Genomic DNA, 15,210 nt, shown 5'->3' on the forward strand with positions numbered 1-15,210 from the left:
TGGATTCGATCAGGAGGGGACAATAGGAACGCTGGATCCCTCCATAATATCGTCTGGAAACTGGAGGAATAGAAAGTTCAGAAAATACGATCTGAATTCACCAGCTAAACAGATCAAGGGAGCGATCAAGCATCCGATGACATACCTAATAGAGGAGATAAGGCAAATCTTCTTGAATATGGGATTCACTGAAATGAGTGGACAATACATAGAATCCACGCTGTGGGATATGGATGCCCTTTTCATTCCCCAGGATCATCCAGCAAGGGATATGCAGGATACCTTCTACGTCGACTCTCCTGGTTTCGTGATAGATAATGATCAGATATCTAAAAAAATAAAGAGAATTCATGAGACAGGCTTTGATGGATATACAGGTTGGGGATACCGCTGGTCCGCGGAAGAGTCAAGAAGACTAGTGCTGAGAACTCATACCACGGTTAATACTGCCAGATACCTCTATAAAAATAATGAACCTCCGCAGGCAATATTCTCCATAGAAAAGGTCTTCAGACATGAGAGCGTAGACTGGAAGCATCTGGCGGAATTCTACCAGATAGAAGGGGCGGTTTACAGTAAGGAAGTTAGCGTGTCAACCTTGAAATGGATCCTCAGAGATTTTTATTCCAAGCTAGGATTCAAAGAAATAAAGCTCGTTCCATCTTATTATCCTTACACGGAACCTAGTCTTGATGTCATAGTCAAAATAAACGGCAGAGAGGTTGAACTCGGTGGATCTGGTCTTTTCAGGCCAGAGGTTCTCAAGATACTTGGGCTCAGGGCTCCGGTGATGGCATGGGGAATGGGCCTGGAGAGACTTGCAATGATCTTCTATGGACTCACCGATGTTCGCGATCTCTATAATACGGATTTTGACTTTCTCTCATCATTCAGATTCGATACCGATAAGATTTTGAAAGATAATACCGCAAAAACAGGATGATTTATAACTTCTAAGATATCGATGAAATTTTTCATAAATATTTGAATAGTGAAAATATTTATAAATGGAAAAATGATAATTTATTAAAATATGCCATGATAAAAATTTCACTCATTTTTGTGCCTGCATACATAGTATCATTCGTCATATTCTCGCTGATACTTGTGTTTATGGTCAGAATGAATCCATTCAGATTAGTGTTCTATAGGTTCAAGATACCTAGGATAAGGTATCAAAATCAGTTCAGTTCAGAGATAGAAAAAACGAAAGGACCATTACAGTTTGATCTGCTGATGTATCGCATTTCAACGAATGGGTTATATTCCAAGGCGATTAAAAATGGTCTGACATATACAATCATAAGGCACTGGAAAAAATTCACCCATGTTGATTATGCGAGATATAAAATTATAGATTATTATTATCTTTTCATAATCTTTTATTCAATTTCCATGTGGTTTCTTGTTTTTCTCCTGCTTGTTCCTTATGGGAAGCTTGGATCAGTTCTACCAAAGTGGGATCCCACGATCAATTATGCTCTTCTCATCGCTTTAACAATAAGTCTGCTTGAATCCTCAATACTTTATGTTTCGCTGATTTATTCAGGTCTTTCGTCTTTCATAATGACTTCCTCAACTTCTGTGCTTGTTGTCAATTTTATCACACTATTGCCAGCTCTGCACTGGATGTATGGTCTACCTCTTACGTTGCGTATCATGTATCAGATAATAATCAGCGTGATCGCAGTAGCAATATCATTTATAGTGTATAACCTCAAGGATATGAATTACAGATATGTACTATTCGCGTATCTTTCCACTATATCATATTCCTCATTTGCAATTGTTCTATTATATTCAATCACAACAAAGGTCATGGCCGTTATACATTAATGGATAAACTGAATGAATCAAAAGAATGCGGAGGGAGGGATTTGAACCCTCGAACCCCTTCGGGAATGGACCCTGAATCCATCGCCTTTGGCCAGTCTCGACAACCTCCGCATATATGAAATACTTTTCTTCCAAACGCGTCAATGTGTTTCCGCGAAGGTAAACGGTGCCTACGGAAAATCGTGAGCTTCATTATGTAGTTTTCGATTTTGTATTTCGGAACATCTTAGATTCAGCTTCAGATAAATCTCCTTCTTAGATTATCATTTCAACGGCATTCTCCATTTTATACAGAATTCATGAAACTCAATGATTCTAAATTCGATCGCAAAACGGTCTTGCATGCATGGAGATGTCTCAGAAATTGCTAGAAATAAGCGGACTTTATCAATATATTTATCCCACATCGAGATCTAACATATCTGATCATTGAGAATATTGACTTGATAATTTCTCTTGGACTTACGCTTTCACTGAAAATCACCTCTAAGATTAGCAGGAGGTGATAACATAATATATTGCCATATGATTTCAACCCGTGCTCTCAAATCTTGATTATCTATATAACTTGAAGAGAGAAGGCATAAAGTTTGATCTTGATGTCATGAGAGGATTTGCCGAAATGATCGGACATCCAGAGAACAAGTTCAAGAGCTTTCATATAACCGGATCCAATGGCAAGGGATCAACATCAGAATTCATTTATTCAATATTGAGGAGAAGGTATAGTTCCGGGCTATATACATCACCTCATCTCATAAAATTCAATGAAAGAATAATCGTAAATGACGAAATGATACCAGATGCTTACATAGACGCTTTCGTGGATAAATATAGGCAAATGATTGAAGATCTCGCCAGAATAAACAGAAACCCAACGTTCTTTGAGGTCACAACTATGATGGCATTTCAGTATTTCAGCGATATGAATGCCGAGTATGCTTCCGTGGAGGTTGGACTCGGAGGAAGACTTGATGCGACGAATATAGTCACACCTCTGGTTAGTGTGATAACTCAGGTGGGCTATGAACACGCAGACAAGCTCGGCTGTTCCCTAACATCCATAGCATACGAAAAAGGAGGTATAATAAAGAATGGAAGGCCCATAGTGCTTCAAGATCAGAAGCCTGAAGTTGTGAAAACAATAAGGAGTATAGCGCAGGTAAGAAATTCTCGTCTGATAATGCTGGATCCGCAAAAGATAAGGAATCTATCGCTTTCTGAAGATGGGACGGTTTTCGATTTTGAGGGGTTGAATGGAGATTATCACCTGGAGACCTCGCTCATAGGCGAATATCAAGCCCTGAATGCTGCAACTGCAGTTCTGGCCATAGAAGCTTCCAATGTTGACGTGAATAAAAATGAAATAGAAGAGGGAATTAAAAATGCAAGATGGCCCGGAAGGCTTGAAATAATAAGCCGCAATCCGCTGATCATAATCGATGCTGCTCATAATCCACCCGCAGTAAACAAGATGGTCAGCACATTCAGGAAGGTTTTCACAAAGAAGCCTCTGATAGTTGCTGGTATACTTTCTGATAAGGATTCGTATGCTTATTTCCATGTTATCAGACAGATCTCAGATAGCATAATCTTCACGACTCCTGAGGAAAAGGAAAGAGCGGTAGATCCAAAGAAATTGTACGATCTTTATGGGCATCTTTTCACAGACGCCAGAGTTCTACCTGATCCAATAGAGGCGATCAATGACGCTATAAGTAGATCCGATTTTATACTGGTGACCGGTTCCATCTACCTCATTGGAGCAATCAAGGAATACCTTGAAAACAAAGGCAGAAAGCTACCAGTCAGCTCAATCAATTCCTTATGATATTTAATGATTAACCGTTGTGGGAGCTTTTTTTACGCTTTTCGTAGCAAAAACGTTTTGTACTGAGTGTCGTTATTCATGTCTCTATGGATAATCCGTTCGCTCGCTTTGCTGGAACCCGGACAATACAGGCTGATCTTTCACTTCTAGAGGAGAACTACGTACCGGATTCTTTCCCTCACAGGGAGACCCAGATAAACGAGATGGTAACCATATTGAGCAGCATTATGAGAGGATCAAGGCCATCTAATATAATTGTATATGGAAAGACCGGCACTGGAAAGACTTCCACAACAAAGTATGTGACTAAGATGTTGATGGAAGCGGCGAGCAATGTTTCGGTCGTATATGTCAACTGCGAAATATACGATTCACCCTATTCTATTCTTGTCGCAATAGCCAATTATGCAAGTGCAGAAAAGATCCCTGAACTGGGCTGGCCCATAGACAGGATATACCGAGAAACACTGGAACGTATTGAAAGGTCAGGTAGGTTCTTCATAGTCATACTGGACGAGATGGACCGCCTCATCAGAAAGAGCGGCGGCGATTCCCTCTATGTTCTTCTGAAGCTGATGACCGATGCTGATTCGGTCAAGGTATCCATGATAGGCATTACAAACGATACAACAGTGCTGGAGAATATAGATGCCAGAATCAAGAGCAGATTGAATCAGGAAAGTATAGTATTTCCGCCGTATAACGCCAGTGAGATAAGAGATATAATATCCTCAAGACTCGAAAAGGTTCTTGGCCCCAATGTTGTGGATGAAACCGCAATAAATCTCTGTGCTGCAATAGGAGCACAGGAACACGGCGATGCAAGAAAGGCCATCGACCTTATGAGAATAGCTATAGAGATAGCCATAAGGGAGAACAGGAACAGGATAACAGAGAGCGAAATATATGAGGCCAGAGAGAGATACGAAATGAACGTCCTGAGGGAAGCCATAAATACGCTACCCCTTCATTCCAAGATCTTGCTACTAAGTGCAATCGTGACCCAAGAGATTGAACCTAATTCTGTGATTACAGGAGAAATTTACGAAAATTACAGAAGGATATGCGATGATCTGGGCTTCAGCGCGCTTAGCCCAAGAAGAATAAGTGATCTGCTCACTGAACTTGCAGACTATGGCCTCCTAGTGATGGATGACAGGAACATGGGCAAGTATGGAAGGACTAGAAGCTTCTCCATAGTGAGACAGGCTGAAATCATAAAGAAATATCTTCTAGAGGACGAAAATCTATCGATGTTCAAATCGTCAAAAATACCTAAACAGGCGAGATTTGAAACTTAAGAAATAAATAAAAAATCATTTGGGGGGCCTAATACCAGCCCCTCACTTTCATTGCATCTGCGACTTTCTTAACCGCTATCACGTACGCTGCCGTCCTTGGATCCACATGGTATGTATCCATTGTTTCTAGTACCTGTCTTGCTGCCTTGGTTATCTTGGCGTCAAGCTTGTTGTATACCTCCTCCGTGCTCCAGTATTCGCCGTAGTTGTTCTGTACCCACTCAAAGTATGATACTATCACACCGCCGGAGTTGGAGAGCACATCAGGAAGCACTAGTTTGCCCTTCTTGTAGAGGATTTCGTCAGCTTCAGGGGTTGTTGGTCCATTTGCCAGCTCAAGTATTATCTTCGCCTTTATCTTGTCTGCATTCTTCGCGGTTATCTGCTCCTCTATGGCGGCAGGTATGAGAACATCGACGTCTGATTCCAGGAGCTCTTCGTTTGTTATGGGTTTGGATCCTGGGAATCCAACGACGCTGCCGATCTTCTTACTCCAGGCGAGAAGATCCTCATACTTGAAGCCATTTCCTGTAGAATCAAATCTACCAAGCGATCCACCGACCTCAAGTGGTTTACCGGTTATAACGTTGGGTGCATTGTGCCTGACTATATTTTCGTATTCATCCAGCATCCATGCCATTATCTGCGGATTTGTGTTCACATCAGGCGCAGGTACATCGACATCTGGTCCTATGAAATCAGCGATTGCTCTTATATAACCACGGCTGAGCCTCTCCAGCTCACCCTGGCTTAGAGTTGACGGGTCACATATCACTCCGCCCTTGGCGCCACCATAGGGTATATCCGCTATGGCGCATTTCCATGTCATCCATGTAGACAGGGCCTTTACCGTTGAAAGGGTCTCCTGCGGATGGAACCTTATACCACCTTTTGCTGGTCCTCTGGCGATGTTGTGCCTCACCCTGAAGCCTGTAAATACCTTCACCTTACCGTCATCCATCTTGACGGGTATGCTCACCTGAAGAATCTTCTGGGGCGAGCTCAATATCTCCAGAGCCTGCTCATCTAGATTCAAAACCTTTGCAGCCTTTCTAAGCTGTTTCAGCGCGATCTCAAACGGATCTTCTTCCACTTCGTTAGTTACCTGCGAAGGCTTTCCTTCCTTCGCGACCTCAAGTGGATCTGCTTTTCCTGACATTCAAGTCACCATGTCCATAAGGACATACCATAATTGCGATTATATAATTTAATTTTATCTGAATGTATCTATCACACAATGCGAAATATTTGCTTTGCAATCATTGTCATGCCGTTCATAGTTATAAATATATAATATAAAAAATTAATGTAAATTAAATGAATTATCTCGAAGAAATATATTATATTAGCATTAGCATATTATTATCTCATAACATACCTCCATATTGATGGGTGTAATGTAAAATGAAGATGAATCGACGAAGCAATGCAGAGAAATTTATGCAACCGTTGTATCATATTGCATGCATTTTCTCCATAAATACAGGTTCATAGTTGTCGGTCACAGAGGTCTACCCTCCATGCGCCTTGAAAATACTCTTGAATCTTTCGACGCAGCCTTCAGGGCAGGGCTACCTGCAGTTGAACTGGATGTTCAGCATTCCGCAGACGGTGTTCCCGTAGTCTTTCATGACTTCGATCTGAAGAGACTGGCAGGAAGAAATGAGAAAATATCGGATCTTGGATGGGAAGAGCTCTCCAAGATAAAGCTGGAGACAAATGCGCGTATACCTCGTCTCGATGAAGTTCTCTCGCGGTTTAAGGAACACAATTTTTTCATAGAGATAAAGATCGAAAAATTCGGATCGAAGGAGATAAAACTTACAGAAGACGTTGCAGAAATGATCATAGACAATGATATGAAAGAACGGGTTGTCCTTATATCCTTTGAAAAACAGGTACTAAAGTATATCCATGATCATTACGACGACATGATCACAGGCCTGGATTTTGAATCACCTGAAGATGTGCAGTATGCCCTGGAAACAGATGTTGCACTGCCTTATCATGGCCTTGTGGATGATGTATTCGAACAGATAAGTATGAAGCAAATCATTCCATGGACCGTGGACAGCCAGGAGATAGCAAAGCATCTTAAGGAAATAGGCTGTAAGGGTATAATAACCAACGTTGGAGAAAGGATGATTGGACTGATGGAGTGATGATGATGTCGGAGAGGATTGCTGTCATAGGTGCTGGGATAAATGGTGTTTTTTCTGCCTACTATCTGTCAACATCAGGATACGATGTCACCTTATTCGATCGCGGAGACATAGATTCTGGGACATCTGGAAGATTTCATGGGATGCTTCACAGTGGAGCAAGATATGCAACAAACGATCCAATCTCAGCCAAGGAATGCATAACAGAAAACAGGAGAATAAGCGGAATCGCAGGGAGATTTGTAGAGGATACTGGTGGATATTTTATAGCCGCAAATGAAGAAGAAGCTCAGTTTGGTGATGATCTATACGATGCATGCAGGAAGGCAGGTATAGATATTTCTGAATTGCCGCTTGATGATTTCGTAAAGAATAATCCGAAGCTAAGCAGATCCAAAAGGGTGATGATGGTTCCAGACAAAGTAATAAGATCTTACGAATTCGTGGTCACGGTGGCGGCTGCTGCGCATCTCGCAGGCACAAAGATAAGGACATTTTCTGATGTTAAGAGGATAGCGATCAATCGAGATTCTGTCGCCGGTATTGAGTATGAACGTGCCGGAAAAGTGGCAACAGAAAAATTCGATATGGTGATCAATGCTACGGGTCCATTTTCCGGGAAGATACTTGAGCAGTCTGGACTGGATCAAACACCGGTCATGCCTTCAGCAGGAGTTATGGTAGTGCTGGAAGGGCAGGTCTCAAGATCCATAATAAACAGAATGCGAGAGCCATCCGATGCAGACATACTGCTTCCATACTGGAATAATTCAATTCTGGGCACCTCAGCGGTAGTGGTAGAGGATCCTGATCAATTCAGCCCAGAGATGGAGGATATTCAAATGATGATAGACGATATGGCGGATCTCATTCCTGAGGTGAAGAATATGAAGATCAGACGGTATTATTATTCCGTAAGACCTCTGGTGGAAGAGGAATCTGAAGATTCAAGAACCGCCAGCAGAAGTTTCAGAATAGTCAGTCAGGAAGGTCTCGGCGACACCCTGTTAAGCGTTGTGGGAGGAAAGTTCACGACAGGCCGTCTGGTCGGTGAAGAGGTTGCCAGAAGGATAATCGAACATTATGGAACTGGCAGAAATCTGAAAGATCCAGATATAGACGGTACGATAGAGACATTCGAAGAACGATATTCCAGAGATCCCGTGATGGCGAGATCCTTGAGCCGCAGAGGTACCATCGATGAAGAGTATGCCAGCATAGCCGAGGCATACGCCATATCTGCGATAATAGGTGGTGAAAGATGATCTATTCTGGATCGATTGAGATAAAAATTCCAGATGGAGCTGCCATCGAGTTGCTTCATGATCCAGAAAAACTCGGTCCATGCCTTCCAGGCGTGAGTTCATTTGAAAAAGAGACTGAAGGATACAGCTGCAAGGTCAAACTTGATGTTTCATCCATGAAGTCCTCGTATCTGAGCAAGATATCCGGAAAGCTGAATTTTTCTTACGTAAATGCTGAAGATCGTCAAGTGCGCATCCAGGGTAAGGGCAGGATAGTGGGTTCTTCCATCTCCTTCGATCTGACCATAGAGGTTCATGAGGGTAAACTCCAGTGGAGCATAGATGTTAATTACGGCATACTGATCAAGATGATGGGTGAAGAAAAAATAAAGGAAGTGACCGAGGAAAATATAGAAAGAACTGTGAAATGCCTCAGTCAGCTGCTGTCTTCAGATTGACCTGACCTGTTGCAGCGTCATGCCGTGATCGGATCCGCATCTGGTTCGTAGATGCAGCTTGGATCTGTTGCGAACGGATCTCCGGTGTAGGCGTATGCCCTTGCTCTCGAACCACCGCATATGTTTCTGAACCTGCATTTTCCACATTTCCCATTGAGATTATCTGGATCGCGGATCCTCCTCAGCAATGCGCTGTTCCTATAGATATCCACTATGCTCCGTTCCTTCACATTTCCTACACTGTAAGGCAGGAAACCGCTGGGATATACCTCACCATCGTGACCCACAAATATAATTCCGTAGCCGTCCCTTGTTGGAATGACTGATCTGGAATGATCCTTTGCTGGATGCCCAATAAGGTCTATCGCCCTTCGCTTAAGGAGATCGAAAAGTTCTCCGCCATTCAGTTCCCCCTCCTCTGAATATTGCATCGTTATCCTGCGGAATATGGGGCTTTCCACCGTCCTTATCCTCACGCCATATCCGGTTGCGAAGAGCAGAAACTTATTGACGTCCTCGTATTCTTCAGGAGTCAGATCTTCCCGGTCTATCCCTCTGCCCGTTCTTATCAGGAAGAACACCTCCCAGACCTTGACCCCCTTATCCAGAATCAGTTTGAGAACGTCCGGAAGATCTCTTACTGTACTGCGCATTACAACCGTGTTTATCTGCATGGGTAGGTTTTCATCTATGATACGCTCTATAGCTTTAACAGTGGAATCAAAAACGCCGGCTATTCCACGAACCTTTTCATGGACGGCCTTCATACCATCAAGACTTATGGAGACTGATGACACCCCGTATTCCTTGAATCTTGCGATGGCCTCATCGTTGAGTAGGTCTGTGACCGCAGGGCTCACGGAGAATGGTATCTCCTGAGATCTGAGATAATCCATAATTTCCCATATCCTCTGCTTGCGAAGCATATCCCCGCCGGTCAGTATGACAATTGGGTAAGGCTTTCCAAATTCCTTTATGTGAGAGAGAAATTCTATCGACTGATCGTAATTCATCTCACCAGGCAGCGCCTCAAGGATTGCTGAAGCCCGGCAGTGCTCACATTTGAGACCGCATGCCTTGGTGGTTTCCCAGAATATAAGTAGGGGCTTGCTGTTGAAGTCGAAGCTCATCATAATATTCATTATGTGAGACGCATTAATAATCGTAACCACATTTGAAATCTGACGATATACCAGTATCTTCGGAAGACGAAGACTTGTCATAGATAAGTTATTTATACTGTTATGGAATGGATACGGAGGTGTATAATTGCACTTTGGAAAGGATCATGCGGAATTCATGCTCTCAATGTACAGGAGGGAATGGGAGGATCCCGATAAAATTGTAAAACAGTTACCTATTGGCCCTGGATCGGATATTGTTGATCTCGGCTGTGGACCAGGATATTTTACCATTCCACTCGCAAAAGAGACCGACGGAAAGGTGTACGCAATAGACGCTTCAGATGAGATGATAGATATACTTAAGGGTAGAATAGATGGCCATTCAAACATACTACCCATAAAATCAAGGGCCGAAAAGCTGCCTCTGCCCGATCATTCGGCGGATCTTGTTTTCATAGCGAATGCGTTTCATGATTTTGACGATAAGGATGCGGTGCTGGATGAAATATATCGTGTCCTAAGGGACGATGGTTATTTGGTTGACATTGACTGGAAGAAGGAACCCAGCACACATGGCCCGCCCATGGACATAAGGATTGATAGAAAGGAAGCGCTTCTTCTCATATCATCGCATAACTTTGAAATAATAAAAGAAATAGAAACGGGAAACAATCATTACGGTCTTTTGTTCCAGAAAAGATAGAAAGAACCATTATGGTTCATTCCTTTTGTTCTGAATATATCTTTTCCCACTCCAGCAGTTGATTCCATCTCTCGTCCACATATTTCCTTAGATTATCTATCTCATCATCATTCAGATGCTTGAATCTGTCCTGCGCCTTAACGTATTCGGATACGTCGACTGGCTTGAATGACTTGTTGAGATAGAATTTCCCCTGTATGAACTCATATAGAGGAAACATCCTTGACTGTACAGCTAATCTCGATATCTCTATGGTTTTCTCTGGTGGATAGTACCATCCTGTTGGACAGGGCGCCAGTATCTGGATGAACTTTGGCCCATGCACGGCCTTGGCATGATCGATCTTCCTTATGAGATCCTCTGGATATGCTATGGTTGCCGTTGCCACATATGGTACATTCTGCGCTATCATCATGTCTGCGACTATCTTCTTATTCTCCTTTTTGAAATCTCTCTCCTTTCCAACCGGAGTTGTTGTCGTTTTCGCACCATATGGTGTGCTTCCAGATCTCTGCACACCTGTGTTCATATAGCCCTCGTTATCATACATTATGTAGAAGACGTTGTGTCCCCTTTCCATGGCACCGCTCAAACCCTGCAATCCTATATCAGCCGTTCCACCATCCCCGGCGAATCCCACAACGTTGTAATCCGTTTTACCCTGTATGTCAAGGCCCTCCCTGAGCCCGGATATACTGGCACCCGTCGCAGCAAATGGTGTATAGACCATTGGAACGTCAAGCGTCCTAAATGGCATCGCGCCAGGTATAACAGCCCAGCATGAGGCAGGAACGGATACCACCGTCTTCTGGCCCATTGCCTTCAGAACGTATCTCATAGCCAATGTGGCACCACAGCCATGGCATGCAGTGTGGCCTGGAGCCATCAATTCTTCCTTGGGTATAGAAGTGGGCATTCATATCACCTTCTTCACATTTATCCAGTAAACACCGCTTGATTCGTTTCTCACGGTATCGGCTATTTTCTCAATATCCTCTATCCTTACATCCCGGCCTCCAATTCCAACTATGAAGCTGGATACAGGGATATTGATCTTGCCGTACAGTGCCGAAACGATCTCAGAGTATGTTGCACCCGCGTAACCGAAGCTAACCGATCTGTCTATAACGCCGGCGGCTTTTATGTTCTTGAGATCTTCCAGTATATCGTCATACGGGAATGGTCTGAAGTATCTTATACGTATCAGGCCAATGTTAAGTCCTTTCTCTCTGAGTTTGTCTACCACGAATCTTGCAGTGGATGCAACTGTTCCCATCGCAATCAGCGCATAATCTGCATCATCCATCCTGTATCTCTCAACCAGCCCACCGTAATTGGTATCGAACATCTGATTGAATTTCTCAGTCTCATCCTTTATGACTCTCACGGCCTTCTTCATGGAATCTACCATATCCTTTTTGAGCTCCATGAATGTGCCATCCGGCGTATCATAAGATCCGTATCCCATTGGATTGCCAATATCTATCCTGAATTTCAGATCTAGATCAGGCAGGTATTCGTTGATCAGATCCTGATCCCTGAGTGTTACAGGTTCCGACGTATGTGAAAGTATGAACGCATCCTCCATCGACATGAGCGGGAGCATAACCTCAGAGTTCTCGGCGATCTTGTAGCCCATTATTATGGTGTCCATTGCCTCCTGGTTTGATTCGCTATATACTTGCATCCAGCCGGTATCTCTCTGGTTGATCGTATCGCTCTGGTCTGCCCATATATTCCATGGCGGGCCTATTGCTCTGTTAACGACGCTCATAACTATTGGAAGACGCTGTCCTGAGACCCAATGAAGCATCTCATGCATATATAGCAGACCGTGTGAGCTTGTCGCTGTGTATGATCTTACGCCTGTGAGCTCTGAAGCAAATACAGCTGCGAGGGCGCTGTGTTCGCTTTCAACTTCCACATACTTTGCATCAAGCTCATCATTCGCGATCATGCTGGCCAGTTTTTCAACGATGGTTGTCTGCGGCGTGATCGGATATGCCGAGATGAATTTCACACGTGCCAGCTTCGCACCATAGGCTACCGCGTCGTTACCGGTCATTATTGTTTTAAATTCTGTGACAGATTTCATTCAATCACCTCAAACTCCATATCTATGCATTTTTCTGGACATTCGTTTGCACAGATCCCACAACCCTTGCAGAAGCTGTAGTTAATCACGGGATACTCCATCTTCGCTATCCTCTCGTTTGGCGCACTTTCATCTCCGTTTTCTATCTCTATAGCATTATCTGGGCAGTATTTCCAGCATATCATGCATCTTATGCACTTATCATACTGGATGGTCGGCCTCTGTATGCGCCAGCTATCGGTTGGATGGTTTCTGGTAGATACGGTCGATACCGGAACAAGCACCATATTCCTCACCTTACCTCCATCTTCTTAAGCATCTTGACAGAATCATAAGCTTCCCTTACCGCATCCATATTTTCTTTTATCTTCCCAGGAACGTTGGTTCTTGTGGCCTCAAGAACGCTTTCGAGGGATACGAGTCCAGTGACCTTTGCGAAGGCTCCGAGCATTGAAGTATTGATGACAGGATTGGCCCTGCTTCCGAGACCATGCTTCACCGCTATGGAAACAGCATCAACTGTGGCGACATTTGCATCTATATTAAATTCACTTGGATCCTTTGGAGAATTGATAATAACGATACCGTTGTCCTTTAAGCCTTCAGTGACGTTCGACGTTCTGAGCACATAAGTATCGAGAACAACGACGATATCGGGATTATATATCTGGCTCTTAAGGTATATCTCAGAATCGTCTATCCTGGTGAAGGCCGTCACGGGTGCACCCCTTCGCTCAGTACCAAAGAACGGAAAGGATACTACGTATTTTCCTTCCGCAAAGGCTGCCGCTGCCAATATTCGGCTGGCGGTTACCGCTCCTTGACCGCCTCTTCCATGGAATCTAATCTCATACATCTCTATCGATTGATGATTACTGCATTGAATATTTAATTATTCCTTGTTATAACTATTCTTTTCAGAAATTATTTAATTATAGAAGATCCGAAAAATTGATTTAATTTTTGAGTAATAACCAATGACCGAAAATATGATAATATAAGAGCTGAGTAATAAATTGCATATAAAATTTGAAATAACTTTAAATAGAACATCCTCTTCATTTAAATATTAGAAAGCAATATCTTTTATTATTTCTCAAATGTTAAATTGGATCGAAATTAGAGCCGATAATTTCTGAAATTCTCCATGAATCTGAGAATTCCAACTTCATTATATATCCATTATCAAATATGACCCTTCTCTCATTGCTACCTGTTAACGTGTTGTATATGGCTCTCATAACTCCGCCATGCGTCACAACAAGTGAACGATCCCTATTCTTGAATTTATCCAGCGTCTTCATGACTCTATCCACGAAATCGGGCCAGGGTTCAACCATTGGTATCCTTTCTATAGATCTGGAACCGATGAATATATCGACTATACCGAATGCCTCTCTGATCTGTTCATTTGTCTTACCATCCATCAATCCCAGATCGCGTTCGTTAAAGCCCCTGAGTGCCTCGATCTGATCGACATCCAGTATGGATGCTGCCTCTGTGGCAGATCTTATAGATCTCGCAAGACAGCTAGAATAAATGCCCTTTATGTCCTTATCTTTGAAGAAACTGATCCTTTTTCTAAAATGGGCCATGCTTTCATCAGGAATACTGCTATCGTTGATACCTTGCCACTTTCCTTCTATGTTCATAACTGTCTTTGCATGTCTAATCAGATAGATGTACGCCATAATACTTCACTGTTTCTTTCTGAACCCTCTCAGCTGAGCATCATACAGGAATCCAAGCTGCCTGAGATCCTCCTTTAATTTGTTGAATTCATCAGTATTCAGTCTCTTCACTATCCTGACCGTATCGTTATCAACCTGCAGGGCATCTCCGTATTTTGATGTGATCTCCTTAAGGGCATCTTGCTTCTTTGGAGTGGTTTCTTCCGGTACCTGTTTCTCCTCTACCTGATTTTCCTGTACCCAGTAATAAAAAGGCCTTGCAGCCAGCTGAAGCATCGCGAGCCTAACATTGACATCCTGATCATGGAATCTCTGATTAATCTTTGACCAGATCCCTGAAACGTAATCAAGATATGCATCCAGATTATCCATAATTTAGTATAACAGACTCATTAAAAAAGTAAACTATTAATTTGCGGTGAGTCAAAAACCCGCACCTGTTCTGAAGATTAAACATGAAGTTTCTTATCGATTCGTATAATATATCGGAATATGGGGTATTTGACGATAATTTATAGACTTTAAAAAGATTGATTAGGGGTTTGGAGGAAGTTGTAAATCTCAACCTCTTCGACGATGAGAAACACTGGGACTTCCCATCAAAAGAAAGACTTATAAATAACACTTCCACATATCCTTTGTATCCATCATGATAACCAGGCGCTGTGATACTTGAATAAAATCTCTAAAATCCGAATTCACGCCTGTGGAGATACCTCTCTGGCGGGATACCTGAGCTGTGAGGGTATCAGCTAAGCGCCGTTG

At 42.9% G+C, this 15,210-nt stretch carries 16 protein-coding genes and 1 tRNA gene; 8 read left to right on the top strand and 9 right to left on the bottom strand.

The window, feature by feature from the left end; genetic code table 11:
- Both Q0C15_RS00450 and Q0C15_RS00455 read left to right on the top strand, forming a co-directional pair.
- Positions 1-943, top strand: a 943-nt coding sequence (locus Q0C15_RS00450) for a phenylalanine--tRNA ligase subunit alpha (protein WP_297214892.1), incomplete at its 5' end; no start/stop codon positions are given.
- 95 nt (positions 944-1,038) lie between these two features.
- The gene (locus Q0C15_RS00455) at positions 1,039-1,836 is read left to right on the top strand and encodes a hypothetical protein (RefSeq protein WP_297214893.1); all 798 of its coding nucleotides are present in this window, start codon (positions 1,039-1,041) and stop codon (positions 1,834-1,836) included.
- A 26-nt stretch (positions 1,837-1,862) separates the two neighbouring features.
- Here Q0C15_RS00455 and Q0C15_RS00460 read toward each other — a convergent pair.
- Positions 1,863-1,947: transfer RNA gene (locus tag Q0C15_RS00460), tRNA-Leu, on the bottom strand.
- Positions 1,948-2,374: 427 nt separating this feature from the next.
- Between Q0C15_RS00460 and Q0C15_RS00465 the strand changes: the two genes are divergently transcribed.
- Both Q0C15_RS00465 and Q0C15_RS00470 read left to right on the top strand, forming a co-directional pair.
- On the top strand, positions 2,375-3,667 hold the full coding sequence (locus Q0C15_RS00465) for a folylpolyglutamate synthase/dihydrofolate synthase family protein (protein ID WP_297214895.1): 1,293 nt from the start codon (positions 2,375-2,377) through the stop codon (positions 3,665-3,667).
- A gap of 86 nt (positions 3,668-3,753) precedes the next feature.
- On the top strand, positions 3,754-4,968 hold the full coding sequence (locus Q0C15_RS00470) for an ORC1-type DNA replication protein (protein ID WP_297214897.1): 1,215 nt from the start codon (positions 3,754-3,756) through the stop codon (positions 4,966-4,968).
- Between the two features lie 28 nt (positions 4,969-4,996).
- On the opposite strand, the gene Q0C15_RS00475 is transcribed toward Q0C15_RS00470, so the two are convergent.
- Positions 4,997-6,127 carry a Glu/Leu/Phe/Val dehydrogenase gene (locus Q0C15_RS00475; protein ID WP_297214899.1) on the bottom strand — a complete coding sequence of 377 codons (1,131 nt, stop codon included), beginning with the start codon at positions 6,125-6,127 and terminating at the stop codon, positions 4,997-4,999.
- Positions 6,128-6,431: 304 nt separating this feature from the next.
- Here Q0C15_RS00475 and Q0C15_RS00480 point away from each other — a divergent pair, with 304 nt between their 5' ends.
- The 3 genes from Q0C15_RS00480 to Q0C15_RS00490 are packed head-to-tail and all read left to right on the top strand — an operon-like array spanning position 6,432 to position 8,832.
- On the top strand, positions 6,432-7,130 hold the full coding sequence (locus tag Q0C15_RS00480; protein ID WP_297214901.1) for a glycerophosphodiester phosphodiesterase: 699 nt from the start codon (positions 6,432-6,434) through the stop codon (positions 7,128-7,130).
- 5 nt (positions 7,131-7,135) lie between these two features.
- Entirely contained in the window at positions 7,136-8,395 is a 1,260-nt protein-coding gene (locus Q0C15_RS00485) for an FAD-dependent oxidoreductase (RefSeq protein WP_297214903.1), read from the top strand.
- Positions 8,392-8,832, top strand: a complete 441-nt coding sequence (locus Q0C15_RS00490) for a CoxG family protein (RefSeq protein ID WP_297214905.1) — start codon at positions 8,392-8,394, stop codon at positions 8,830-8,832. The genes Q0C15_RS00485 and Q0C15_RS00490 overlap by 4 nt, the downstream gene beginning before the upstream one ends.
- Before the next feature lie 17 nt (positions 8,833-8,849).
- On the opposite strand, the gene Q0C15_RS00495 is transcribed toward Q0C15_RS00490, so the two are convergent.
- Complete coding sequence (locus tag Q0C15_RS00495; protein WP_297214906.1) at positions 8,850-9,965, bottom strand: TIGR04053 family radical SAM/SPASM domain-containing protein; 1,116 nt, start codon at positions 9,963-9,965, stop codon at positions 8,850-8,852.
- Positions 9,966-10,101: 136 nt separating this feature from the next.
- On the opposite strand from Q0C15_RS00495, the gene Q0C15_RS00500 reads away from it, so the two are divergent.
- The gene (locus Q0C15_RS00500) at positions 10,102-10,659 is read left to right on the top strand and encodes a class I SAM-dependent methyltransferase (protein ID WP_297214907.1); all 558 of its coding nucleotides are present in this window, start codon (positions 10,102-10,104) and stop codon (positions 10,657-10,659) included.
- 16 nt (positions 10,660-10,675) lie between these two features.
- On the opposite strand, the gene Q0C15_RS00505 is transcribed toward Q0C15_RS00500, so the two are convergent.
- The 6 genes from Q0C15_RS00505 to Q0C15_RS00530 all read right to left on the bottom strand — a co-directional run bounded on the left by Q0C15_RS00505 (position 10,676) and on the right by Q0C15_RS00530 (position 14,817).
- The gene (locus Q0C15_RS00505) at positions 10,676-11,575 is read right to left on the bottom strand and encodes a 3-methyl-2-oxobutanoate dehydrogenase subunit beta (protein ID WP_297214909.1); all 900 of its coding nucleotides are present in this window, start codon (positions 11,573-11,575) and stop codon (positions 10,676-10,678) included.
- Positions 11,576-12,754, bottom strand: a complete 1,179-nt coding sequence (gene porA, locus Q0C15_RS00510) for a pyruvate ferredoxin oxidoreductase (protein WP_297214911.1) — start codon at positions 12,752-12,754, stop codon at positions 11,576-11,578.
- Positions 12,751-13,041 (bottom strand): 4Fe-4S binding protein, encoded by a 291-nt coding sequence (locus tag Q0C15_RS00515; protein WP_110641392.1) that lies wholly within the window; start codon positions 13,039-13,041, stop codon positions 12,751-12,753. The genes porA and Q0C15_RS00515 overlap by 4 nt, the downstream gene beginning before the upstream one ends.
- Positions 13,042-13,046: 5 nt before the next feature.
- Entirely contained in the window at positions 13,047-13,610 is a 564-nt protein-coding gene (locus tag Q0C15_RS00520; protein WP_110641376.1) for a 2-oxoacid:acceptor oxidoreductase family protein, read from the bottom strand.
- Between the two features lie 247 nt (positions 13,611-13,857).
- On the bottom strand, positions 13,858-14,445 hold the full coding sequence (locus Q0C15_RS00525) for a histidine phosphatase family protein (protein WP_297214916.1): 588 nt from the start codon (positions 14,443-14,445) through the stop codon (positions 13,858-13,860).
- Positions 14,446-14,451: 6 nt separating this feature from the next.
- The gene (locus tag Q0C15_RS00530; RefSeq protein ID WP_297214918.1) at positions 14,452-14,817 is read right to left on the bottom strand and encodes a hypothetical protein; all 366 of its coding nucleotides are present in this window, start codon (positions 14,815-14,817) and stop codon (positions 14,452-14,454) included.
- Positions 14,818-15,210: the final 393 nt, after the last annotated feature.

It is taken from the genome of Thermoplasma sp. (assembly GCF_023256435.1).
Lineage (GTDB): Archaea > Thermoplasmatota > Thermoplasmata > Thermoplasmatales > Thermoplasmataceae > Thermoplasma.

What these genes read in the sequence shown, in the direction of transcription:
- Q0C15_RS00475 (WP_297214899.1), bottom strand. Translation starts at nt 6,127, where the DNA reads ATGTCAGGAAAAGCAGATCCACTTGAGGTCGCGAAGGAAGGAAAGCCT.
- Q0C15_RS00490 (WP_297214905.1), top strand. Translation starts at nt 8,392, where the DNA reads ATGATCTATTCTGGATCGATTGAGATAAAAATTCCAGATGGAGCTGCC.
- Q0C15_RS00530 (WP_297214918.1), bottom strand. Translation starts at nt 14,817, where the DNA reads ATGGATAATCTGGATGCATATCTTGATTACGTTTCAGGGATCTGGTCA.
- Q0C15_RS00455 (WP_297214893.1), top strand. Translation starts at nt 1,039, where the DNA reads ATGATAAAAATTTCACTCATTTTTGTGCCTGCATACATAGTATCATTC.
- Q0C15_RS00515 (WP_110641392.1), bottom strand. Translation starts at nt 13,041, where the DNA reads ATGGTGCTTGTTCCGGTATCGACCGTATCTACCAGAAACCATCCAACC.
- Q0C15_RS00505 (WP_297214909.1), bottom strand. Translation starts at nt 11,575, where the DNA reads ATGCCCACTTCTATACCCAAGGAAGAATTGATGGCTCCAGGCCACACT.
- Q0C15_RS00525 (WP_297214916.1), bottom strand. Translation starts at nt 14,445, where the DNA reads ATGGCGTACATCTATCTGATTAGACATGCAAAGACAGTTATGAACATA.
- Q0C15_RS00480 (WP_297214901.1), top strand. Translation starts at nt 6,432, where the DNA reads ATGCATTTTCTCCATAAATACAGGTTCATAGTTGTCGGTCACAGAGGT.
- Q0C15_RS00485 (WP_297214903.1), top strand. Translation starts at nt 7,136, where the DNA reads ATGTCGGAGAGGATTGCTGTCATAGGTGCTGGGATAAATGGTGTTTTT.
- Q0C15_RS00495 (WP_297214906.1), bottom strand. Translation starts at nt 9,965, where the DNA reads ATGATGAGCTTCGACTTCAACAGCAAGCCCCTACTTATATTCTGGGAA.
- Q0C15_RS00520 (WP_110641376.1), bottom strand. Translation starts at nt 13,610, where the DNA reads ATGTATGAGATTAGATTCCATGGAAGAGGCGGTCAAGGAGCGGTAACC.
- Q0C15_RS00470 (WP_297214897.1), top strand. Translation starts at nt 3,754, where the DNA reads ATGGATAATCCGTTCGCTCGCTTTGCTGGAACCCGGACAATACAGGCT.
- porA (WP_297214911.1), bottom strand. Translation starts at nt 12,754, where the DNA reads ATGAAATCTGTCACAGAATTTAAAACAATAATGACCGGTAACGACGCG.